Origin of the sequence: Streptomyces bluensis (genome assembly GCF_014650715.1) — a bacterium.
GTDB classification, from domain to species: domain Bacteria; phylum Actinomycetota; class Actinomycetes; order Streptomycetales; family Streptomycetaceae; genus Streptomyces; species Streptomyces bluensis.
The window spans coordinates 255,700-276,401 of the sequence record NZ_BMVM01000002.1; the positions used below are offsets into that span (position 1 = coordinate 255,700).

At 70.5% G+C, this 20,702-nt stretch carries 20 protein-coding genes; 8 read left to right on the forward strand and 12 right to left on the reverse strand.

Annotated elements, in window-relative coordinates; translation table 11 throughout:
• From IE262_RS06325 to hisD, 7 genes are read right to left on the reverse strand one after another with little or no spacing between them, the layout of a single operon-like run.
• Positions 1-399, reverse strand: coding sequence for a RidA family protein (locus IE262_RS06325; protein ID WP_189871942.1), 399 nt, complete (start codon positions 397-399; stop codon positions 1-3).
• Entirely contained in the window at positions 396-1,121 is a 726-nt protein-coding gene (priA, locus tag IE262_RS06330) for a bifunctional 1-(5-phosphoribosyl)-5-((5-phosphoribosylamino)methylideneamino)imidazole-4-carboxamide isomerase/phosphoribosylanthranilate isomerase PriA (RefSeq protein ID WP_134032648.1), read from the reverse strand. Before priA ends, IE262_RS06325 begins: the two co-directional genes overlap by 4 nt.
• A 3-nt stretch (positions 1,122-1,124) precedes the next feature.
• The gene (hisH, locus tag IE262_RS06335; RefSeq protein ID WP_189871944.1) at positions 1,125-1,769 is read right to left on the reverse strand and encodes an imidazole glycerol phosphate synthase subunit HisH; all 645 of its coding nucleotides are present in this window, start codon (positions 1,767-1,769) and stop codon (positions 1,125-1,127) included.
• Entirely contained in the window at positions 1,766-1,930 is a 165-nt protein-coding gene (locus tag IE262_RS06340; RefSeq protein WP_165935107.1) for a CG2302 family histidine operon protein, read from the reverse strand. Before IE262_RS06340 ends, hisH begins: the two co-directional genes overlap by 4 nt.
• Before the next feature lie 3 nt (positions 1,931-1,933).
• Positions 1,934-2,536 carry an imidazoleglycerol-phosphate dehydratase HisB gene (gene hisB, locus IE262_RS06345; protein ID WP_134032642.1) on the reverse strand — a complete coding sequence of 201 codons (603 nt, stop codon included), beginning with the start codon at positions 2,534-2,536 and terminating at the stop codon, positions 1,934-1,936.
• Positions 2,533-3,687, reverse strand: coding sequence for a histidinol-phosphate transaminase (locus tag IE262_RS06350; protein WP_189871946.1), 1,155 nt, complete (start codon positions 3,685-3,687; stop codon positions 2,533-2,535). The genes hisB and IE262_RS06350 overlap by 4 nt, the downstream gene beginning before the upstream one ends.
• Positions 3,684-5,024, reverse strand: coding sequence for a histidinol dehydrogenase (hisD, locus tag IE262_RS06355; protein ID WP_229877130.1), 1,341 nt, complete (start codon positions 5,022-5,024; stop codon positions 3,684-3,686). Before hisD ends, IE262_RS06350 begins: the two co-directional genes overlap by 4 nt.
• A 211-nt stretch (positions 5,025-5,235) precedes the next feature.
• Between hisD and IE262_RS06360 the strand changes: the two genes are divergently transcribed.
• The 4 genes from IE262_RS06360 (at position 5,236) to ybaK (ending at position 8,628) form a co-directional block, all read left to right on the forward strand.
• Positions 5,236-6,816: an oxidoreductase gene (locus IE262_RS06360; protein WP_134032636.1), complete on the forward strand. Its 1,581-nt coding sequence runs from the start codon at positions 5,236-5,238 to the stop codon at positions 6,814-6,816.
• Between the two features lie 312 nt (positions 6,817-7,128).
• Positions 7,129-7,317, forward strand: a complete 189-nt coding sequence (locus IE262_RS40340; RefSeq protein ID WP_134032631.1) for a hypothetical protein — start codon at positions 7,129-7,131, stop codon at positions 7,315-7,317.
• 11 nt (positions 7,318-7,328) lie between these two features.
• Positions 7,329-8,069, forward strand: a complete 741-nt coding sequence (locus IE262_RS06370; RefSeq protein ID WP_134032628.1) for an LON peptidase substrate-binding domain-containing protein — start codon at positions 7,329-7,331, stop codon at positions 8,067-8,069.
• Positions 8,070-8,112: 43 nt separating this feature from the next.
• Positions 8,113-8,628 (forward strand): Cys-tRNA(Pro) deacylase, encoded by a 516-nt coding sequence (ybaK, locus tag IE262_RS06375; protein ID WP_189871948.1) that lies wholly within the window; start codon positions 8,113-8,115, stop codon positions 8,626-8,628.
• A gap of 793 nt (positions 8,629-9,421) precedes the next feature.
• Here ybaK and IE262_RS06380 read toward each other — a convergent pair.
• The 4 genes from IE262_RS06380 to IE262_RS06395 all read right to left on the reverse strand — a co-directional run bounded on the left by IE262_RS06380 (position 9,422) and on the right by IE262_RS06395 (position 13,384).
• A complete protein-coding gene (locus IE262_RS06380) occupies positions 9,422-10,102 on the reverse strand; it encodes an AAA family ATPase (RefSeq protein ID WP_134032623.1) in 681 nt (226 codons plus the stop codon).
• Between the two features lie 34 nt (positions 10,103-10,136).
• Positions 10,137-10,958, reverse strand: coding sequence for an ABC transporter permease (locus IE262_RS06385; protein ID WP_189871950.1), 822 nt, complete (start codon positions 10,956-10,958; stop codon positions 10,137-10,139).
• A gap of 64 nt (positions 10,959-11,022) precedes the next feature.
• The gene (locus IE262_RS06390; protein WP_229877131.1) at positions 11,023-12,039 is read right to left on the reverse strand and encodes an ABC transporter ATP-binding protein; all 1,017 of its coding nucleotides are present in this window, start codon (positions 12,037-12,039) and stop codon (positions 11,023-11,025) included.
• Positions 12,040-12,160: 121 nt separating this feature from the next.
• A complete protein-coding gene (locus tag IE262_RS06395) occupies positions 12,161-13,384 on the reverse strand; it encodes an NYN domain-containing protein (protein ID WP_189871952.1) in 1,224 nt (407 codons plus the stop codon).
• Between the two features lie 224 nt (positions 13,385-13,608).
• Here IE262_RS06395 and IE262_RS06400 point away from each other — a divergent pair, with 224 nt between their 5' ends.
• Positions 13,609-13,776 carry a hypothetical protein gene (locus tag IE262_RS06400; RefSeq protein WP_166681573.1) on the forward strand — a complete coding sequence of 56 codons (168 nt, stop codon included), beginning with the start codon at positions 13,609-13,611 and terminating at the stop codon, positions 13,774-13,776.
• 90 nt (positions 13,777-13,866) lie between these two features.
• On the opposite strand, the gene dnaE is transcribed toward IE262_RS06400, so the two are convergent.
• Positions 13,867-17,406, reverse strand: coding sequence for a DNA polymerase III subunit alpha (gene dnaE / locus IE262_RS06405; protein ID WP_189871954.1), 3,540 nt, complete (start codon positions 17,404-17,406; stop codon positions 13,867-13,869).
• Positions 17,407-17,656: 250 nt separating this feature from the next.
• On the opposite strand from dnaE, the gene IE262_RS06410 reads away from it, so the two are divergent.
• From IE262_RS06410 to IE262_RS06420, 3 genes are all read left to right on the forward strand, one after another.
• Positions 17,657-19,030: a DUF2252 domain-containing protein gene (locus IE262_RS06410; protein ID WP_134032610.1), complete on the forward strand. Its 1,374-nt coding sequence runs from the start codon at positions 17,657-17,659 to the stop codon at positions 19,028-19,030.
• A 66-nt stretch (positions 19,031-19,096) separates the two neighbouring features.
• Positions 19,097-19,780 (forward strand): hypothetical protein, encoded by a 684-nt coding sequence (locus IE262_RS06415; protein WP_189871956.1) that lies wholly within the window; start codon positions 19,097-19,099, stop codon positions 19,778-19,780.
• Between the two features lie 79 nt (positions 19,781-19,859).
• Positions 19,860-20,660 carry a DsbA family protein gene (locus tag IE262_RS06420; protein WP_134032606.1) on the forward strand — a complete coding sequence of 267 codons (801 nt, stop codon included), beginning with the start codon at positions 19,860-19,862 and terminating at the stop codon, positions 20,658-20,660.
• The last annotated feature ends 42 nt before the right edge of the window (positions 20,661-20,702 follow it).

Consider the following 20,702-nt stretch of genomic DNA (forward strand, 5'->3'; position numbering starts at 1 on the left):
TTACTCATGGGCTCTGAATGCTTCTAGTTCCACTTCGACCAGGATGCGCGGGTCGACGAAGCCCTCCACCACCAGCAGCGTGGACACCGGACGCACCGCGTCGAAGAGCTCCTTGTGGGCCCGCCCCACGTCGTCGATGTCCCGCTGGTGCGTCAGGTACATCCTGGTCCGTATCACGGACTCGACGCCGAGCCCGAACTCGCCGATCGCCTCGACCGCGCTGGTGAACGCCACCCTGGCCTGCTCGTACGGGTCGCCCTCCCCGTACAGCACACTGCCTTTGAAGGCCGTCGTGCCCGCCACCAGCACGCGGTCGCCCGCCGCGACGGCACGTGCGAAACCGAAACTCTCTTCCCAGGGACTTCCGCTCTGCACGCGCCGAACGGCTTCGGACGTCATGACGACACAGCCTCCAAGGCTTCTTCCAGGGTGAACGCCTTCGCGTACAGGGCCTTCCCGACGATGGCGCCCTCGACACCGAGGGAGACGAGGCCGGAGATCGCCCGGAGGTCCTCCAGCGACGACACGCCGCCCGACGCCACCACCGGGCGGTCCGTCGCCGCGCACACGTTCTTCAGGAGCTCCAGGTTCGGGCCCTGGAGGGTGCCGTCCTTGGCGATGTCGGTGACGACGTAGCGGGCGCAGCCCTCCTTGTTGAGGCGCTCCAGCGTCTCGTACAGGTCGCCGCCGTCGCGGGTCCAGCCGCGGCCGCGGAGCGTGGTGCCACGGACGTCCAGGCCCACCGCGATCTTGTCTCCGTGCTCGGCGATGATCTTGGCGACCCATTCAGGGGTCTCCAGGGCCGCCGTGCCGAGGTTCACCCGGGTGCAGCCGGTGGCCAGGGCGGCCGCCAGGGAGGCGTCGTCCCGGATGCCGCCGGACAGCTCCACCTTGATGTCCATCGCCCTGGTGACCTCGGCGATCAGCTCCCGGTTGTCACCCGTGCCGAACGCGGCGTCCAGGTCGACCAGGTGCAGCCATTCGGCACCCGAGCGCTGCCAGGCGAGGGCGGCCTCCAGCGGGGAGCCGTACGAGGTCTCCGTGCCGGACTCACCGTGCACGAGACGTACGGCCTGGCCGTCGCGGACGTCGACGGCGGGGAGGAGTTCGAGCTTGGCCATGGTCTACAGGGTTCCGATCCAGTTGGTGAGCAGCTGTGCTCCGGCGTCGCCGGACTTCTCGGGGTGGAACTGCGTGGCCCACAGGGCGCCGTTCTCCACGGCCGCCACGAAGGGCTTGCCGTGCGTGGACCAGGTGACCTTGGGGGCCCGCATGGCGGGGTTGTGGGTCTCCAGGTTCCAGTGGTGGACGGCGTACGAGTGCACGAAGTAGAAGCGCGCGTCCGCGTCCAGGCCGGCGAAGAGCTCCGAGTCGGCCGGGGGTTCGACGGTGTTCCAGCCCATGTGGGGCACGATGTCGGCCTGGAGCGGTTCGACGGAGCCGGGCCACTCGTCGAGGCCCTCGGTCTCCACGCCGTGCTCGATACCGCGGGCGAACAGGATCTGCATGCCGACGCAGATGCCCATCACGGGGCGGCCGCCGGACAGCCGGCGGTCGACGATCCAGTCGCCGCGTGCATCCGTGAGGCCCTTCATGCAGGCGGCGAAGGCGCCGACGCCCGGCACCAGCAGGCCGTCCGCGTTCATGGCCCTGTCGTAGTCGCGCGTTATCTCGACGTCGGCCCCCACGCGCGCGAGGGCACGTTCGGCGGAACGGACGTTGCCGAAGCCGTAGTCGAAGACGACCACGCGCTTTGCAGGGCTGCTCAATTCCACACCTCCAGCCGCAGGACGCCGGCGACGAGACACATCCCGGCGCCTATCGAGAGCAGCACGATGAGCCCCTTGGGCATCTTCTGCTTGACGAAGGAGTAGACGCCACCGAGCAGGAAGAGCCCGACGACGATCAGGACGGTGGACAGTCCGCTCATGGCTTACAGCGCGCCCTTCGTGGAGGGAAGAATTCCGGCGGCCCGCGGGTCGCGCTCGCTGGCGTACCTCAGGGCCCGCGCCAGCGCCTTGAACTGGCACTCGACGACGTGGTGCGCGTTGCGCCCGTACGGCACGTGCACGTGCAGCGCGATCTGGGCCTGGGCGACGAAGGACTCCAGGATGTGCCGGGTCATCGTCGTGTCGTACGCGCCGATCATCGGCGCCATGTTCTCGGGCTCGGTGTGCACGAGGTACGGGCGGCCGGAGAGGTCGACGGTCACCTGGGCGAGGGACTCGTCGAGCGGCACCGTGCAGTTGCCGAAGCGGTAGATCCCCACCTTGTCGCCGAGAGCCTGCTTGAAGGCGGCGCCCAGCGCGAGGGCGGTGTCCTCGATGGTGTGGTGCGAGTCGATGTGCAGGTCGCCCTCGGTCTTCACGGTCAGGTCGAACAGACCGTGCCGGCCGAGCTGGTCGAGCATGTGGTCGTAGAAGCCGACCCCGGTGGAGATCTCCGTCCTGCCGGTGCCGTCCAGGTCGATCTCGACGAGGACGGACGTCTCCTTCGTGGTCCGTTCGATTCTTCCGAGGCGGCCCTCGCGAGTCATGCGCTGTGCTCCTTCGGGGGTGTGGGGGTGTCCCCCACACAACTCAGTAGTTCACGTACCGCGTCGAGGAACGCGTCGTTCTCGGCCGGGGTTCCCGCGGTGACCCGCAGCCATCCCGGTACGCCGTTGTCCCGTACCAGGACGCCCCGGTCGAGGATCCTCCGCCAGGCCGCGTGGGCGTCGGGGAACCGCCCGAACTGCACGAAGTTGGCGTCCGACTCGGTCACCTCGTAGCCGATCGCGCGCAGCTCCCCGACCAGCCGGTCCCGCTCGGACTTCAGCTGGTCCACGTACTTCAGCAGCGTGTCGGTGTGTTCCAGGGCGGCCAGGGCGGTGGCCTGTGTGACGGCGGACAGGTGGTACGGCAGCCGTACGAGCTGGACGGCGTCCACGACCGCGGGGTGCGCGGCGAGGTAGCCGAGGCGCAGGCCGGCCGCGCCGAACGCCTTGGACATCGTCCGGGAGATCACGAGACGCGGGCGGCCTTCGAGCAGCGGCAGCAGCGAGTCGCCGTGGCTGAACTCGATGTACGCCTCGTCGACGACCACCATCGCCCCGGCGGTCTCCGCCTTCGCCGCCTGCGCGGCCTCGTACAGGGCGAGGACCGTCTCAGGCGGGACCGCGTTGCCCGTGGGGTTGTTGGGGGTGGTGATGAAGACGACGTCGGGCCGGAGCTCGGCGATGGCCTTCTCGGCGGCGGCGAGGTCGACGGTGAAGTCGTCGTTACGGGGGCCGGAGACCCAGCCCGTGCCCGTGCCGCGGGAGATGAGCCCGTGCATGGAGTACGAGGGCTCGAAGCCGATCGCCGTGCGGCCGGGCCCGCCGAAGGTCTGGAGCAGCTGCTGGATGACCTCGTTGGAGCCGTTGGCCGCCCAGACGTTCTCCGGGCCGACCGGGTACTGGCCGGTCTTCGTCAGGTATCTGGCGAGTTCGGTGCGCAGCTCCACCGCGTCCCGGTCCGGGTAGCGGTTGAGGTTCCGGGCCGCCTCGCGCACCCGCTCGGTGATCCGTTCGACGAGCGGCTCGGGCAGCGGGTAGGGGTTCTCGTTGGTGTTCAGCCGTACGGGGACGTCCAGTTGGGGCGCTCCATAGGGGGACTTGCCGCGCAGCTCGTCCCGTACGGGGAGATCGTCGATACGTACGTCGGTCACTTGCTCGCCGGTACCTTCCAGCCGAACCTTGCCTTGATCGCCGCGCCGTGCGCGGGCAGGTCCTCCGCCTCCGCCAGCGTCACCACGTGGTGCGCGACCTCGGCCAGCGCGTCCTTCGTGTAGTCGACGACGTGGATGCCGCGCAGGAAGGACTGGACGGACAGGCCGGAGGAGTGGCAGGCGCAGCCGCCGGTGGGCAGGACGTGGTTGGAGCCTGCCGCGTAGTCGCCGAGCGACACCGGCGCCCAGGGGCCGAGGAAGATCGCGCCCGCGTTCACGACCCGTTCGGCGACCCCCGCCGCGTCCGCGGTCTGGATCTCCAGGTGTTCGGCGCCGTAGGCGTTGACGACCCTGAGGCCCTCGTCGATGCCGTCGACGAGCACGATCGCGGACTGCCGGCCCGCGAGGGCGGGGCGGATCCGGTCCTCGCTGTGCTTGGCGGCCTCGACCTGCGGATCGAGCTCCTTCTCGACCGCGTCCGCGAGCTCCACGGAGTCGGTGACGAGGACCGCGGCGGCGAGCGGGTCGTGCTCGGCCTGGCTGATCAGGTCGGCGGCGACGTGCACCGGGTCGGCGGTCTCGTCCGCGAGGACGGCGATCTCGGTCGGACCGGCCTCGGAGTCGATGCCGATGAGGCCGGTGAAGTACCGCTTGGCGGCGGCGACCCAGATGTTGCCGGGGCCGGTGACCATGGTGGCGGGCGGGCAGGACTCCGTGCCGTACGCGAACATCGCGACCGCCGTGGCGCCGCCGGCCGCGTACACCTCGTCGACACCCAGCAGCGCGCAGGCCGCGAGGATCGTCGGGTGCGGGAGCCCTGCGAAGTCGGCCTGGGCGGGCGAGGCGAGGGCGATGGAGCCGACACCGGCCTCCTGGGCGGGCACCACGTTCATGATCACGGACGACGGGTAGACCGAGCGGCCACCCGGCGCGTACAGCCCGACGCGCTCGACCGGCACCCACCTCTCGGTGACCGTGCCACCGGGGACGACCTGGGTGGTGTGGCTGCCGCGGCGCTGCTCGCGGTGGACGATGCGGGCGCGGCGGATGGACTCCTCCAGGGCCGCGCGCACGGCCGGGTCGAGCCGTTCCAGGGCGTCGGCGAGGGCTTCGGCGGGGACCCGTACGGACTCCAGGCGTACGCCGTCGAACGTCTCGGCGAAGTCGATGAGTGCCGCGTCGCCCCGATGACGCACGGCCTCGGCGATCGGCCGCACCTTCTCCAGGGCGGCCGTGACGTCGAAGTCGGCTCGGGGCAGCAGGTCGCGCAGGGCGGGGCCCGTGGGGAGGGCGTCGCCGCGCAGATCGATTCGGGCCAGCGAGAGATGTTGCAGCACGGGGACAATTCTCTCAGACCCCGGTCGGGCGCCGTCCGCCCGTATCAGTGTCTGATACACACCGTGTCTGATACACACGGTCGGGGGAACCTGGAAGATCACCTTCACGTCTCGTGTTCAGAGAGTCACCCAGCGGGCATGGGACGTATGTGCGAAACCATGAGCTAGCTGGGGAGTGAGTCCTGCGAGAGACGGGGAGGAAGGACGAGTCGTGACCGAGAGTGCCGGCATCCGGGACGGGGACCTGCCGGACGATCTGACCGCCGCCGAGATCGGGATGTGGCAGGCGTTCCGCAACGGCAGCGTGTACGACCTGCGCGCCGGGGACACCGTGGTGGACGATCCGCACGGCGGCCACCCTTGGGGGCCCGAGCGGACCGTGCGGGCGCGGATCGTGTGCTGGCTGCTGCTGGACGGGCCGCCCGCGCTGGCGGGGCGGGTGTCGGCCCTGAAGCTCGTGGGCGTCCAGATCGAGGACACCCTCGATCTGGCGGGCGGCACGGTCGCGCCGTACGTGGAGATGAAGGGCTGCCGGTTCGAGAAGGAGATACGGCTGCCGGAGGCGCGGTTCACCACGCTGCGGCTGCTCGACTGCTCGGTGCCCCGGCTGGAGGCGGCCCGGGTGCACACCGAGGGCGATCTGCATCTGCCGCGCTGCCGGTTCCACAACGGGGTGCGGCTGACCGACGCGCACATAGGCACCGATCTGCTGCTCAACCAGGCCGTGGTCTACCGCGACCGGCGCGGCCACTCGCTCACCGGTGACGGCATGACCGTCGGGCAGGACCTGCAGGCCGAGATACTCGAATCGCACGGCGAGCTGAGCCTGCGCGGCGCCAGCATCGGCGTGTCGCTGAGCCTGCGCGGCGCGCAACTGACCAACCAGTACACCCGCCTGGCGCTCAACGCACCCCAGCTGACGGTCGGACGCACCCTCTACATGACCCCTGCGGGCGTCGGCAATCCGCTCCTGACCAGCGGGACCACACCGGCGCGCGGCACCAGGGTGCAGCGGTTCACCTGCGAGGGCGGCATACGCCTCGACGACGGGCGGTTCGGCGACGCGGTCGACCTGGAGGGGGCCCGCTTCCTCTTCACCGACGAGCAGGAGCTGTCGCTGCGCCGCGTCCAGGTGCCCGAGCTGCGCTTCCTCGGGGAGCGCCCGGAGCGCGGCAAGGTGGTCCTGTCGGGCGCCCGGATCGTCAACCTGATGGACAGGGCGGACAGCTGGCCGCGCCCGGGCAACCTCCAGATGGGCGGCTTCCAGTACGAGAACCTTGTGCCGCGCGGCCCGTTCCCGCTGGTCAAACGGCTGGAGTGGGTGGCCGCCGCGACCGCCGAGTACAACCCGGAGCCGTACGAGCGGCTCGCCACGGTGCTGCGTGCCGGCGGTGAGGACGAGGACGCCCGCGAGGTGCTGCTCGCCAGGCAGCGCCACCGCCGTGAGAACCTGCCCCTCGCGGCCAAACTGTGGGGGTACGCGCAGGACTGGACGGTCGCCTACGGATACCGGCCGGGCCGGGCCGCCGTGTGGATGGCCGTGCTGTGGGCGGCCACGTCGATCGCCTTCTCGCACGCCGACCACCCGCCGATCAAGGAAGGGGAGCACCCGCCGTGGAACGCCTCCCTGTTCGCCCTGGACCTGCTCCTGCCGGTCATCGACCTGGGGCAGGTGGGCTACTGGCAGCTGCGCGGCGGCTGGCAGTGGCTGGCCGCGGCGGTGATCCTGCTGGGCTGGGTGCTGGCGACGACGGTGGCGGCGGGGGCGACGCGGCTGCTGAGCCGCAACTGACGCATCCGGGACACCGGCGGCCGACCTGGCGGTGACCCGCGGCTGCGAGTCCCCCGCCCGTGGTGAACTCCAGTGCGATGCGGGCCCGTCGATCGACGGCCGCGGAGGCCGAGCCACACGATCCGGTGCCCTGGCGGATCACGCTCGGCCACAGGCGGGGCTCCGGCGTGAACCGCACCGGGTGGGGGCGGCTGTGGGCCGGGGCCTGCTTCGACTTCGCCGCGCAGGCCGCCCGGGACACGCTCCCCGGCTCGCTGGTACGGGCACTGCCGCCACGGGCGGCCTTCGCCTACCTCACCGAGGGGGGCGGCGATGATCGGCCCGTACGCCACCTCGTTCACCTGGGGCCTCGTGCCGGACGATCCGCTCGACCAGTTGCTCGAACTGCGGTACGGCGTAAGGCTGGAGGTCGCGTCCGGCATCCCGCTGCGCTCACGGTCCGCTGCCGCCCGGTGCCCGAGGAGTGAGCACGCGGCCCCCCACCGCCCCGACGACCATTAGGCTCTTGCGTCGTGACCACCGTCCGGCTCCCGCTCTTCCCCCTGAACTCGGTGCTGTTCCCGGGGCTCGTGCTCCCGTTGAACATCTTCGAGGAGCGCTATCGCGCCATGATGCGCGAACTGCTGAAGACCCCCGAGTCCGAACCGCGCCGGTTCGGCGTCGTCGCCATCCGCGACGGCCACGAGGTCGCTCCGAGCGCACCGGGCATGCCGGACCAGACGGCCCTGCCCGAGCGCGGCCCGACGGCGGGCTTCGGCGACGATCCGATCCGTGCGTTCCACTCCGTGGGGTGCATCGCGGACGCGGCGACGATCCGGGAGCGCGACAACGGCACGTTCGAGGTACTGGCGACCGGTACGACCCGGGTGCGGCTGCTGTCGGTGGACGCGTCGGGCCCGTTCCTGACGGCCGAGCTGGAGGAGCTGCCGGAGGAACGGGGGGACGAGGCGGGAGCGCTGGCGGAGGGCGTCCTGCGCGCCTTCCGCCAGTACCAGAAGCGCCTGGCGGGAGCACGGGAACGGTCACTGTCGACGGGTGCGGACCTCCCGGACGAGCCGGCGGTGGTCTCGTACCTGGTCGCCGCGGCCATGATGCTCGACACCCCGTCCAAACAGCGTCTCCTCCAGGCCCCGGACACCGCCTCACGCCTGCGCGACGAGCTGAAACTCCTGCGCGCGGAGACGGCCATCATCCGTAGTCTGCCGTCGTTGCCGGCGTCGGAACTGACGCGCGGCCCGACGAGCCTCAACTGACCTGACCAACAGACCTGGTCAACTGATCCAAGGGCACGGGACTTTGGCGAAGAAGCAGAAGAACCAGAAGAAGCAGCCGCAGCAATCGGGCGGCACGCCCGCAACGGTGGCGCTGACGACAGCGGGCGTGGACTTCACCGTCCACTCCTACGAGCACGACCCCTCCCACCCCTCGTACGGCGAGGAGGCGGCGGAGGCGATGGGCGTCTCCCCGGACCGCGTCTTCAAGACCCTGGTGGCGGACGTGGACGGCGCGCTGGTCGTCGCCGTGGTGCCGGTGGCCGGCTCCCTGGACCTGAAGGCCCTCGCCTCGGCCGTGGGCGGCAAACGCGCGGCCATGGCGGACCCGGCCCTCGCGGAACGCACCACGGGCTACGTCCGCGGCGGCATCTCCCCGCTCGGCCAGCGCAGGAGACTCCGCACGGTCCTGGACGCATCTGCTGACACCCACACCACGATCTGCGTCTCGGCCGGCCGCCGCGGCCTGGAGGTCGAACTGTCCCCCAAGGACCTCCTCCACCTCACGGAAGCGGTCTCGGCGCCCATCGCCCGTGCGTGACCCTTCGACGGCTCCCCCGTCCTCCGGTACCTACGAAGGACATGTCGAAGAAGCTTCGCAAACGCAGGTGGCGCGCCAAAAAGACCCGCTCGGAACCCCCACGGCCACCGCCCGCATTACCCCCCTCGCCCAGAACCTCCACCCCCCACCCCTCCAGCCCTCCAGCCCCCGGCCCCGCTCCGGCCCCCCGGCTTTCCGCAGCGGAGCCCCGACCCACAACTCGGGGCTCCGCCCCAGGCCGCACTTCCCGGCTGATCCCGCCCCGCACCTCGGGGCTCCGCCCCGGGCCGCGTTTCCCGGCTGATCCCAACCCGCACCTCGGGGCTGAGCCCCGGTGCCGTAACTCCAGCTGATCCCTGGTTGGGCCTTCGGGCTGTGCCCCCGGACCGTACCTCCGGGCTCTGCCACCAGACCGCACCTTCGGGTTCCGCCATCGGACCGCGCCTCCGGGCCGAGTCTCCGCCCGCACCTCCGGGCTCCACCGCCCGACCGCACCGCTTGGCTCGGCCCCCGGCTGTACCTCCGGGCTGACTCCGGACGGCCCCTCGGTCCCGGCCCCTGACCGCGCCTTCGGGTTCCGCCACCGGGGCCGGCCCTCCAGGCCAAGTCTCCGTCCGCGCCTCCGGGCTCCACCACCCGACCGCACCTCTCGGCTCGGCCACGGGCCGGGCCTTCGGGCCGGGCCCCGGGCCGCGCTTTCGGGGGCCTGGGGGCGGAGCCCCCAGGGGATGGGAATGGGTAGGGGCGGCGGGGGCGAGAAACCACGCCCCCGGACGGACCGCCGTCCACCGGCCTACGCCGGAGGCGCCCCATACGGATCCTGCGCGAAACGCTGCTCAAAGGGGTCAGGATCACGAGGCCCGAACAGAGCCGACAGCCCGAGGTGCACCACGAGCGCGGCAAACGGCCAGGCAAGCAACGCCCCCTTCGCGCCAAGCTTCAACGGCGCCGAAAAGGTCACCCCGTTGCCCACCTCCCGGGCATGCGCGACAACGTTCTGCTCAGGCCCCAGCCACACCCCCAGCCGCCACGCCAGCACCGACCCCAGCAGCCCCCCGACCGCCAGCGCCACCACCAGCGGCACACCCCCACGCCGCCGTACGAGAAACACCACCAGCGCACTCACCGCGCCGAAGCCCAGCGCCAGCAGCGTGAACGTCCCGTCCACCCCGACGGCCTGCTCCCCCTCGGTGTCCCGCAGATACACCGCCTCACCGTCGGAGACCAACGGCACGTGCGGCGCCAGCCACCACCACAGCACCCCGAGCAGCACCCCCGCGAGCGCCACCCCCACCGTGATGATCGCGGCCTCCCGCACTTCGGTCTTCATCCCGGGACCGTCCTGTTCGTACGCAACGTCATGAGCGGCAGGAGCCGGCATCACGGGAACGGGTGAGGCCTGCCGAGCGCCGCGCGAGAACCTGTCGTACGACGGTTCGTGCGGCGGCGGAGGCGGAGTCAGCGGTGCGGTCACCCTGACATCGTGCCAGGCGCACTCGTGCGGCGCCTCACCGGACGGCCGCCCGGCGGTACGCCCAGGTCGCGACCGCCAGCGAAGCCACCCCGACACCGGCGCACACAGCCAGGTCACCGAGCACGAACGCCCAGTCCGGGTCGCCCCGGAAAGTCCGCGCGAACGCCTCCACCCCGTACGTCGACGGCAGCAGATCACGCGCGAACCGCACCACATCCGGCAGCCGGTCCGCGGGCAGGACTCCGAGCAGCAAGGCCGCCGACATGCCCAACTGCCCCAGCAGCGTCGCCAGTTCGGGCCGCGGCGCCAGCAGTCCCAGCGCCGCCCCCAGCCCGGCGAGCGCGGCCCCCGCGAGCGGGATCACCGCGGCGAGCACCCAGAGGTTCCCCAGCGGCAGTCCGAAGAGCACACAGCCGAAGACCGCGGTCACCACCGTCCCCGGCACGGTGAACGACGCGTACGCCCCCGCCGCACCCAGGACGACAGCGGCAGGCGGCACCGGCAGGGTCGCGTAGTGGTCGAGCCCTCCGCCGGCCCTCAACTGCCCGAAGTACTGGGCGAGCAGGTTCAGCGCGACGAAGGCGACCACGAGCACGGACGACCCGGCGACGACGGCCTGAGCCTCGGCCCCGCCGTCCACGACGCCCCGCATCAGGATCATGATGCCGATCGACTGGAAGGTCGCCACGAACAGCAGCGGAATCCGCGCGACGCGCGCCCGTGAGAGCTGCGCCCGGTACACGGCGCCGAGCGACGGCCACAGCCGCGCCCGCGGCCCGAGCACGGCCGGGCCCCCGGCGCGTTCCTCCGCCGCCAGGGCTCCGCCCGGCAGGGCCTCCGCAGGTACGACACTCACGTCGGGCTGCTCCTCTTCGCTCCGGCTGCCGCCCGGTCCCGTACGGCTAGGGCCCTGGTTGCGTTCACGCCTTCACCAGCCCTCGTGCGTTGCCGCCCAGCGCCAGATACACGTCCTCCAGGCTCGGCGTGGCGAGCGTGAAGTCGTCCAGGGCGACGAAGGCCGCGCCACCGGTGATCGTCGCGACGACCGCGCGGGCCTCCTCGGGCGCGAGCCGCAGCGTCCAGCGCCGCCCGGACTCCAGGGCCCGGGACCGCAGCGCGGCGACCTCCGGGACGTCCAGCGGCGCCCGTTCGCGCCAGACCAGGTCGACCCGCACCTCGCCGGCCACCTTCTCCTTCAGGCCGGCCGGGGTGTCGCAGGCGATGACCCGCCCCTGGTCGAGGACGGCGACCCGGTCGAGCACGGTCTCCGCCTCGATGACGTTGTGGGTGACGAGCAGGACGGTGGTGCCGTGTTCGGCCCGGCGCCGGTCGACGGCGGCCCACACGGCCCGCCGGGCGACGGGGTCCATGCCGGTGGTGGGCTCGTCCAGCACGAGCAGGGGCCGTTCCCCGACGAGTACGGCGGCGAAACAGGCGAGCCGCCGCTGGCCGCCCGAAAGCTTCCTGATCGGCCGCGAGGCGAGGTCCGTGAGCCCCAGCTCCTCCAGCACGGCGTCCCGCTCGTCCCTGGCCCGCCGTACGTCGAGCCCGCGCAGCCGGCCGGTGGTCTCCGCGGCGAGCGACACGGTCAGGTCGTCCAGCGCGGTCGACTCCTGCCCGAGGTAGGCGAGGATCCGCGCGGCCCGCTCGGGGTGCCGCACGATGTCGTGCCCGAGGATCTCGACGGTGCCGTCGTCGGGCCGCATCAGCCCGGTGAGCTGCCGGACCAGCGTGGACTTTCCGGCCCCGTTCGGCCCGAGCAGCCCGAAGATCTCCCCGCGCCGCACATCGAGTCCGACCTCGTCATTGGCCCGCACGGCGGGCGTCCCGGGCGCGCCGCGCCGTCCGCGCACCGCCGGGTACGTCTTCGTCAGCCCCCGCACCGCGCACACCACATCCCCGCCGTGTCGGCTCCCGGGTTCCGTGCGCGTGCTCACGAGGCACGAGCCTACGGGGTCCCGCGCCCCGATCGTCGCCCGGGGCGCCCGCTGCACACAGCCGAAGGGTCCTGAAGCCGACCGCAGGACCGACCGCCCCCGTTCACTCCCCCCGCTCCCCTCACTCCCCGGCAGGAGCGTGTGCCGCCGCCGTCCGTACGTCGATCTCCCGCCAGAACCCGGCCCGGATGGCATACCGGTCGTGCTCGTCGATCTGGTCGTCCTTGTGGGCGAGCAGCCCGAACCGCGCGGCGTAGCGCAGCAGCTCTCCGTCCACCCGGTGCGGGATCCGGGGATACATCCCGGACAGCTTCTGCAGATGCGACTGTTCCGTCAGCCGCGCCATCCAGCGCCGCGCGAAGACCTGTCCCACCTCGTACGGATCGCCGCCGACCGTGGTGATGTCCTCCTCCCGGTCGGCCCACCGCTGCTCGGCCGTGGTGAGCTGTGCGAGCGTCGGCATGGACGCGGCCTCGGCCGGCTCGGCGACGACCCCGGGCCGGTCCACCCACCCCTTGTCGGAGGACCAGCGCAGCGTGGCGTTCGCGGGATGCTGCGCGGTTTGCGCTCCGGCCGCCCGCATGATCGCCAGGTCCTTCGGCGTCGGCACCCCTTTGGAGGCAGCGGCGGGGGCCCGCTCCTGCGTCCCGTTGTGGGAGCCGGCGGCCGCCGGTTCGTGCTCCGTCTCCTCGGCGGTCCGCTCGGACGCGGCGAGCGCCGACTCCGGCAAGGGGGCCGACAGGATCGCGGCGATCTCGGGGCGTGGCGCGGGCGGCGGCGCGCACACCCCGCCGAGGTCCTTCGGCCGGACGGCCTGAGTGATCCACGCCCGGTCCAGCACGCGCCGTTCGTCGGCCTCGGCGACCAGGTCCTCGGACTGGTTGTAGTCGCCGTCCGCGGCCTGTACGGCCCACAGGTGTACGGCGACTCCGTGTTCCTTGGCCGCCATCATGCCCGGCAGCAGATCCCCGTCCCCGGTCACGAGCACGATGTCGGAGCAGGCCCGGTTGCGTGCCAGTTCGGTGAGTTCGGCGTGCATGGCGGCGTCCACGCCCTTCTGCGCCCACCGTCCGTCGCTGCGGGTCAGGGCGCCGAGCCGTACGGTGACCCGGGGCATCACGCGCAGTCTGCGGTGCTCGGGCTGCGGTACGCGGTCGGGGGCGCCGTCGAACCAGTAGATGCGCAGCAGCGGCCGTTCCGTGTCGGACTCGGCGCGCTCGCGCAGCCCCTGGATGAGGGCGGAGTGGTCGACGGTGATCCGGGAGCGGGAGGGTTCGCCGGCGAGCAGGCTGGCGGCAGCCCCGAGCAGATACCCGGCGTCCACCAGGACGATGCAGCGGTCCACGCGATCCACCCTCTTTCCGGGAGGTTTGCTTCGGGCTTCCTTCGAGTCTGCCCGACCGCGCGGAGGTTAACGTTCGGAACTCGATCATCGGCGTGGCGTATCGGCGCAGGCCGCCCGGACAGACCTTGTCACGCACGGTGATTATCCGACATGCGCAACGTGTCCGATTATGTGAATCTGGTCGCGGCCCTGGCCCCTAGATCCCCCACAGGAGGCAGAGCACCATGGCCAAGAACAAGAACCGCAAGCAGGACGCCCAGCAGAACCGCCGCCCGCAGGCCGAGGAGCAGGCGGAGCGGAACTCGCCGGAGTCGCAGTCGCCGATGTCGCAGCCGCAGGGCAGCCCCGCCGACGTCGCCCGTAAGAAGCAGAAGAGCTTCGGCCACAACTGAGGCCCGGCCCATCGGTGTTGAGGCCCTCACACACAGCGAGGGGCGCATCCCTTTCCGGATGCGCCCCTCACGCACGTCAGTACGCGGCGCTCAGCCCGCGAGACAGGACGGCCCCAGCAGCACCTTCAGGTCGCCGAAGAGGGCCGGATCCGGCTTCACCCGGTGGCGGTCGAGCCGCAGCACCGTCGTCTTCCTCGGCCCCTGGAGCCTGATCCGCACCTCGCTGTCGCCCTTGTGGTGGCTGAGGATCTCGCCGAGGCGGCTGACCATGGGCGGGGTGACCCTCGTGGCCGGGATGGTGAGGACCACGGGCGCGTTGGTGCCCGCGTTCGACAGGTCGGGGACCTGGAGTTCCATCGCGACCAGCCGGGGCACGTCCTCGCGCTTGTCGAGGCGGCCCTTGACGAACACCACCGCGTCCTCGACGAGTTGCGTCGACACCAGCTGGTACGTCGCGGGGAAGAACATGCACTCGATGGAACCCGCCAGGTCCTCCACCGTGGCGATCGCCCACGCGTTGCCCTGCTTGGTCATCTTGCGCTGGAGCCCCGAGATGATCCCGCCGATGGTCACCACCGCACCGTCCGCGTGCTCACCCCCGGTCAGCTGCGCGATCCCCGCGTCCGCCTTGTCGGACAGCACATGCTCAAGCCCGAACAGCGGATGGTCCGAGACATACAGACCCAGCATCTCCCGCTCCTGGGCGAGCAGATAGGTCTTGTCCCACTCGTCGTCGGTGAACTGCACGTCGAGTCCGAAGCCGGGCTCGCTGGACTCCTCCTCGCCCATACCGCCGAACAGGTCGAACTGGCCCTCGGCCTCCTTGCGCTTGACCGCGACCACGTTGTCGATCATTGGCTCGAACTGGGCGGTCAGGCCCTTGCGGGTGTGCCCCATCGAGTCGAAGGCGCCGGCCTTGATCAGCGACTCCGTGGTGCGCTTGTTGCAGGCGACCGCCTCGACCTTGTCCAGGTAGTCCGGGAAGGAGGCGTACTTCCCCTTCGCCTTGCGGGAGCGGATGATCGAGTCGACCACGTTCGTCCCGACGTTGCGCACGGCCTCCAGGCCGAAGAGGATCACGTCGTCGCCCTGGGCGGCGAAGTTGTGCACCGACTCGTTGACGTTCGGCGGCAGCACCTTGATGCCCATGCGCCGGCACTCGTTGAGGTAGACCGCCGACTTGTCCTTGTCGTCCTTCACCGAGGTGAGCAGCGCGGCCATGTACTCGGCCGGGTGGTTCGCCTTCAGGAAGGCGGTCCAGTAGGAGACCAGTCCGTACGCGGCGGAGTGCGCCTTGTTGAAGGCGTAGCCGGCGAAGGGGACCAGCACGTCCCACAGGGCCTGGATGGCCTCGTCGCTGTAGCCGTTCTTGCGGGCGCCGGCCTGGAAGATGGTGAAGTTCTTCGCCAGTTCCTCGGGCTTCTTCTTGCCCATCACGCGGCGGAGGATGTCGGCCTCGCCGAGCGAGTACCCGGCGATGATCTGGGCGGCCTTCTGCACCTGCTCCTGGTAGACGATCAGGCCGTAGGTGACGTCCAGGACCTCCGTGAGGGGCTCTTCGAGCTCCTTGTGGATGGGCGTGATCTCCTGCTGGCCGTTCTTGCGGAGCGCGTAGTTGGTGTGGGAGTTCATTCCCATCGGGCCGGGACGGTACAGGGCCGAGACGGCGGAGATGTCTTCGAAGTTGTCGGGCTTCATCAGGCGCAGCAGGGAGCGCATGGGTCCGCCGTCGAACTGGAAGACGCCGAGGGTGTCGCCGCGCTGGAGCAGTTCGAAGGTCGTGGGGTCGTCGAGCGGAAGGCTCAGGAGATCGATGTCGATCCCCTTGTTGGACTTCACCATCTTCACGGCGTCGTCCATGATCGTCAGGTTGCGCAGGCCGAGGAAGTCCATCTTCAGCAGGCCGAGCGACTCACAGCTCGGGTAGTCCCACTGCGTGATGGTCACGCCGTCGGTGTGGCGCACCCACACGGGCACGTGGTCGGTGATGGTCTCGCTGGACATGATCACACCGGCGGCGTGCACGCCCATCTGCCGGACCAGCCCCTCGACGCCCTTGGCGGTGTCGATGACCTTCTTCACGTCCGGCTCGTTCTCGTACATCGCGCGGACCTCGCCGGCCTCGCTGTACCGCGGGTGGCTGGGGTCGGTGATACCGGAGAGCGGGATGCCCTTGCCGAGGACGTCGGCGGGCATGGCCTTGGTGATGCGGTCACCCATCGCGTACGGGTAGCCCAGCACGCGCGCGGAGTCCTTGATGGCGTTCTTCGCCTTGATGGTGCCGTACGTGCCGATCATGGCGACCTTGTCGGCGCCGTACTTCTCCGTCACGTACCGGATCACCTCGACGCGCCGGCGCTCGTCGAAGTCGATGTCGACATCGGGCATCGAGATGCGCTCGGGGTTGAGGAACCGCTCGAAGATCAGGCCGTGCGGAATCGGGTCGAGGTCGGTGATGCCCAGGGCGTAGGCGACGATCGAGCCGGCCGCGGAACCCCGGCCGGGGCCGACCGCGATGCCCTGCTTCTTGGCCCACATGATGAAGTCGGCGACGACGAGGAAGTAGCCGGGGAAGCCCATCGAGATGATGGTGTCCATCTCGTACTCGACCTGCTTCATACGGTCGTCCGGGATGCCCCCGGGGAAGCGGCGGTGCATGCCGCGCATGGTCTCCTCGCGGAACCAGGTGACCTCGGTGTAGCCCTCCGGAATGTCGAACTTGGGCATCAGGTCGCGCTTCTCGAACATCCCGGTGGTGTCGACCATCTCGGCCACCAACCGGGTGTTGTCACAGCCTTCACGCCAGACGTCCGAAGATCCCAGGGCGTACATCTGCTCGGTCGACTTCAGGTAGTAGCCGCCTCCGTCGAGCTTGAAGCGGTTCGGGTCGGAGAGGTTCTTGCCGGTCTGGATGCACAGCAGGGCGTCGTGCGCCGTCGCCTCGTGCTCGTACGTGTAGTGCGAGTCATTGGTGACCAGCGGCGGGATCCCCAGCTTCTTGCCGACCGCCAGCAGGTCCTCACGGACCCGGCGCTCAAGTTCGAGGTCGTGCTCCATCAGCTCCAGGAAGAAGCGGTCCTTGCCGAAGATGTCCTGGTAGTCCGCGGCCGCCTTCAGTGCCTCGTCGAACTGTCCCAGGCGCAGCCGGGTCTGGACCTCACCGGAAGGACAGCCGGTGGAGGCCACGATTCCGTCGGACCACTGGGCGATGGACTCCTTGTCCATGCGGGGCCACTTCTGCAGCCAGCCCTCGGCGTACGCGTCCGAGGAGAGCCGGAACAGGTTGTGCAGGCCGGTCTGGTTCGTGGCCCACATCGTCAAGTGGGTGTACGAGCCGCTCGCCGAGACGTCGTCCTTCTTCTGGTGCGGCTGGCCCCACTGGACCTTGCGCTTGTTGCGCCGCGACTCGGGTGCGACATACGCCTCGATCCCGATGATCGGGGTGATCCCGGCGTTCTTCGCCGAGTGGAAGAAGTCGTAGGCGCCGTGCAGGTTGCCGTGGTCGGACATCGCGATGTGGGTCATGCCCATCTCGTTGCACGCGTTGAACATGTCCTTCAGCCGCGCGGCACCGTCCAGCAGCGAGTACTGGGTGTGGACGTGCAGGTGCGTGAACGGCGGCTTTGACACGGCTTCGGCCTCCAGGGAGAAGAGCGGTCGACGGGAGCCCGACAGGCTGCGGACAGTCCGAGGGGACAGCCTCGAAGTCTATGCCTCGGCACTGACACTCGGAGGACTCTCCCCCGTACCTTCGTCCAAGGAGTCGCGGGCACTCCCGCGTACGGTCGGACGTTGAAGGGGAGCGGAGATCCGTTCCCCTCAGAAGACGCAGCTGTCCCCCAAGTCACGCACCACCACCTGCACCAGGAGGCACCCAGCGATGTCGGTTCCGCAGCTCAGCGCCGAGCAACGCGGCGAGCAGATCCTCGCCGTCTTCGACACCGCCTTCGGCGAGCTCCTGGCCGCCGACCCGGCCGCCTTCCGTGTGAAGTTCCGGAAGATGGCCGCGTCCGCCTTCGCCTTCTACCGGGGCACGGCGTGCCTCTTCTACCACGACCTGGACCAGGACAACGCCTGGCGGGACGGCGGGAAAAGCGCCCCGCGGCTGGGTGGGAAAGCACACGGCGGCCCGTTCCTGGACGACCGCACCTCGCGCGTGTGGATCCACGGCGACCTGCACGCGGAGAACTTCGGCACGTACATGGACGCCACGGGCCGCCTCATCTTCAACGTGAACGACTTCGACGAGGCGTACGTCGGCCCCTTCACCTGGGACCTGAAGCGTTTCGCGGCCTCCGTGGCACTGGTCGGGTACGCGAAGGCGCTGAGCGACGAGCAGATCACCGAGCTGGTGCGGGTGTACGCGGGCGCGTACCGCGAGCGGATCCACGCCGTCGCTACCGGCGCCAAGAGCGACGAGGTGCCGCCCTTCACGCTGGACACCGCCCAGGGCCCGCTGCTGGACGCGCTGCGTGACGCCCGCTCGCTGACCCGCTTCGGGCTGCTGGAGTCGATGACGGAGATCCGTGACTTCGAGCGCCGCTTCGCGCCCGGCGGCGGCTCCATCGAGCTGGACGCGGCCACCCGCTACAAGGTCCTGGCGGCCTTCGACGGCTATCTGGAGACGCTCCCGGAGTCGTCGCTCGCCCGCCCCGACTCGTACCGCGTGAAGGACGTCGTCGGCCGCCGCGGTATCGGCATCGGCTCCGCGGGCCTGCCGTCGTACAACATCCTCCTGGAGGGCGCCACCGACGCCCTGGAGAACGATGTGGTGATCTACATCAAGCAGGCCCAGACCCCGGCCGTCTCCCGCCACGTCACGGACCCGGCGATCCGCGACTACTTCCAGCACGAGGGCCACCGCACGGTGATCTCGCAGCGCGCCCTCCAGGCGCACGCCGACCCGTGGCTGGGCTGGACCGAGCTGGACGGCGCGGGCCAGCTGGTCGCCGAGGTGTCGCCGTACGCGGTGGACCTGGACTGGAGCGACATCGACGACCCGGAGGAGATCGCGGCGGTCGTCGGCGACCTGGGGCGGGCGACGGCCACGATGCACGCGGCGGCGGACGACCTCTCCGGTCAGTCCCTGGTGCCGTTCTCCACGGAGCGGGCCATCGACGCGGCCATCGCGGCCGACGAGGACGGCTTCGCACCGCTCCTGGTGGACTTCGCGCACGAGTACGGGGCACGCGCGCGTGCGGACCACCAGATCTTCGTCGACCTGTTCCGCAACGGCCGGATCCCCGGCCTGTAGGTCCGCAGGCTCACAGGTGCCCTTTAGGGGGCCTTTACGTGAGCCCATGGGAGACTCTGTAACGGTATGGACATATCCGGGACCCACCTCAGAGCCGTGCGCGCGGCGCTGTTCACGGCACTCGTCGTGACACTCAGCACCGCGTCGCACGTGCTGCTGTCCCGGGTCCCGTTGCCCCTCACCACGGTGGCCGCCCTCGCCGGCGCCGTCTTCGTCCTCGCGTACGCGCTGGCGGGCCGCGAGCGCGGCTTCGGGAGGATCGCGGCGCTGCTGATCCCCCTGGAGCTGGCTGCCGACACGCTGTTCACGGCCGGCCAGCACGCCTGTTACGGCCGGGTCGGCGGCCCGGTCACCGGCCCGCTGCGCCAGGTCGGCCTCGGCATCCTGTGCGGTGGCGAGGTCGGCACCCCGCTGGCCGGGGTCACCGGCGACTCCTCCCACGCCGCGGCCCTCCTCGACAACGCGGACCCGGCCGCCGCCTGGCTGCTGCTCGCCGCGCACATCGGCGTAGGGCTCCTCGCCACCGCGTGGCTGCGACGGGGCGAGCGGGCGCTGGTCCAGTTGCTCGGGGCCGCGGTCGCGGCGGGCTTCCGGCCGCTGCTGATGGCCGTCGCGGCGGTGACGGTGCGGCTCGTACCGGCCGCGCGCCGGATGCCGCGCCCGGTGCTCCGTACGGCCACCGCGCGCACCCTCCTGTACGCGCACTCCCTGGGACGGCGTGGACCGCCGTGCTCGGTCGCTGTCGCCTGAGAGACAGCACCTGAGCACGACCAGTCCCCACACGTATCCCGCGTACGACGTGTGCGCGTCCCACATGGAGATCACCACTATGAGCAAGCGGAACAGCCAGGAGGCGAAGAGGGCGGCCCGTGAGCGCCTGCGCCAGGAGCGCGAGCGCCAGGCCAAGCGCGCCAAGGTCAGGCGACAGCTCGTCGTCGCCGGTTCGATGGTCGCGGTCCTCGCGATAGCGGGCGGCGTCGGGTACGCCGTCGTGCAGAACAACAAGCCCACGAAGTGGGAGCAGGCCGCCGACGCGAAGGTGGTCGCGCCCGCCAACACCTCGGGCAAGAACGGCACCACCGTCGTGATCGGCGACTCGAAGTCCAAGAACACGGTGCACCTCTACGAGGACCCGCGCTGCCCGGCCTGCGCCCAGTTCGAGCAGACCGTCGGCGAGAGCGTCAACAAGGGCATGAAGGACGGCGACTACAAGCTCTCCTTCACCCTCGGCACCTTCCTCGACGGCAATCTCGGCGGCGACGGCTCCAAGAACGCGCTGAGCGCGCTCGGCGCCGCGCTGAACGTCGGTCCCGACGCGTTCCTGGAGTACAAGGCCGCGCTGTACTCGGCGAAGTACCACCCGCAGGAGTCGACCGACGAGTTCGCCAAGAACAGCTATCTGATCAAGGTGGCCGACACGGTCGACGCGCTGAAAAACAACAAGACGTTCCAGAACGCCGTCGAGAAGGGCACCTACGACGCCTGGGCGATGAAGATGAGCAAGACCTTCGACGACGCCAAGGACGTGGACTCAACCCCGACCATCAAGATCAACGACAAGAAGATCGACAACCCGTCCACGGTCGCCCAGTGGGAGACGGCGCTCAAGGACGCGGGCGTCACGAAGTGACCCGCGCCTGAGGCGCGTCAGGCGGCCTGTCAGGTGACGCAC

Bases quoted from the DNA above. Each gene is read 5' to 3' on its own strand.
- IE262_RS06325 (WP_189871942.1), bottom strand. From the start codon at position 399: ATGACGTCCGAAGCCGTTCGGCGCGTGCAGAGCGGAAGTCCCTGGGAA.
- priA (WP_134032648.1), bottom strand. From the start codon at position 1,121: ATGGCCAAGCTCGAACTCCTCCCCGCCGTCGACGTCCGCGACGGCCAG.
- IE262_RS06340 (WP_165935107.1), bottom strand. From the start codon at position 1,930: ATGAGCGGACTGTCCACCGTCCTGATCGTCGTCGGGCTCTTCCTGCTC.
- hisB (WP_134032642.1), bottom strand. From the start codon at position 2,536: ATGACTCGCGAGGGCCGCCTCGGAAGAATCGAACGGACCACGAAGGAG.
- IE262_RS40340 (WP_134032631.1), top strand. From the start codon at position 7,129: ATGATCGGCCCGTACGCCACCTCGTTCACCTGGGGCCTCGTGCCGGAC.
- IE262_RS06400 (WP_166681573.1), top strand. From the start codon at position 13,609: ATGGCCAAGAACAAGAACCGCAAGCAGGACGCCCAGCAGAACCGCCGC.
- IE262_RS06410 (WP_134032610.1), top strand. From the start codon at position 17,657: ATGTCGGTTCCGCAGCTCAGCGCCGAGCAACGCGGCGAGCAGATCCTC.
- IE262_RS06415 (WP_189871956.1), top strand. From the start codon at position 19,097: ATGGACATATCCGGGACCCACCTCAGAGCCGTGCGCGCGGCGCTGTTC.
- IE262_RS06420 (WP_134032606.1), top strand. From the start codon at position 19,860: ATGAGCAAGCGGAACAGCCAGGAGGCGAAGAGGGCGGCCCGTGAGCGC.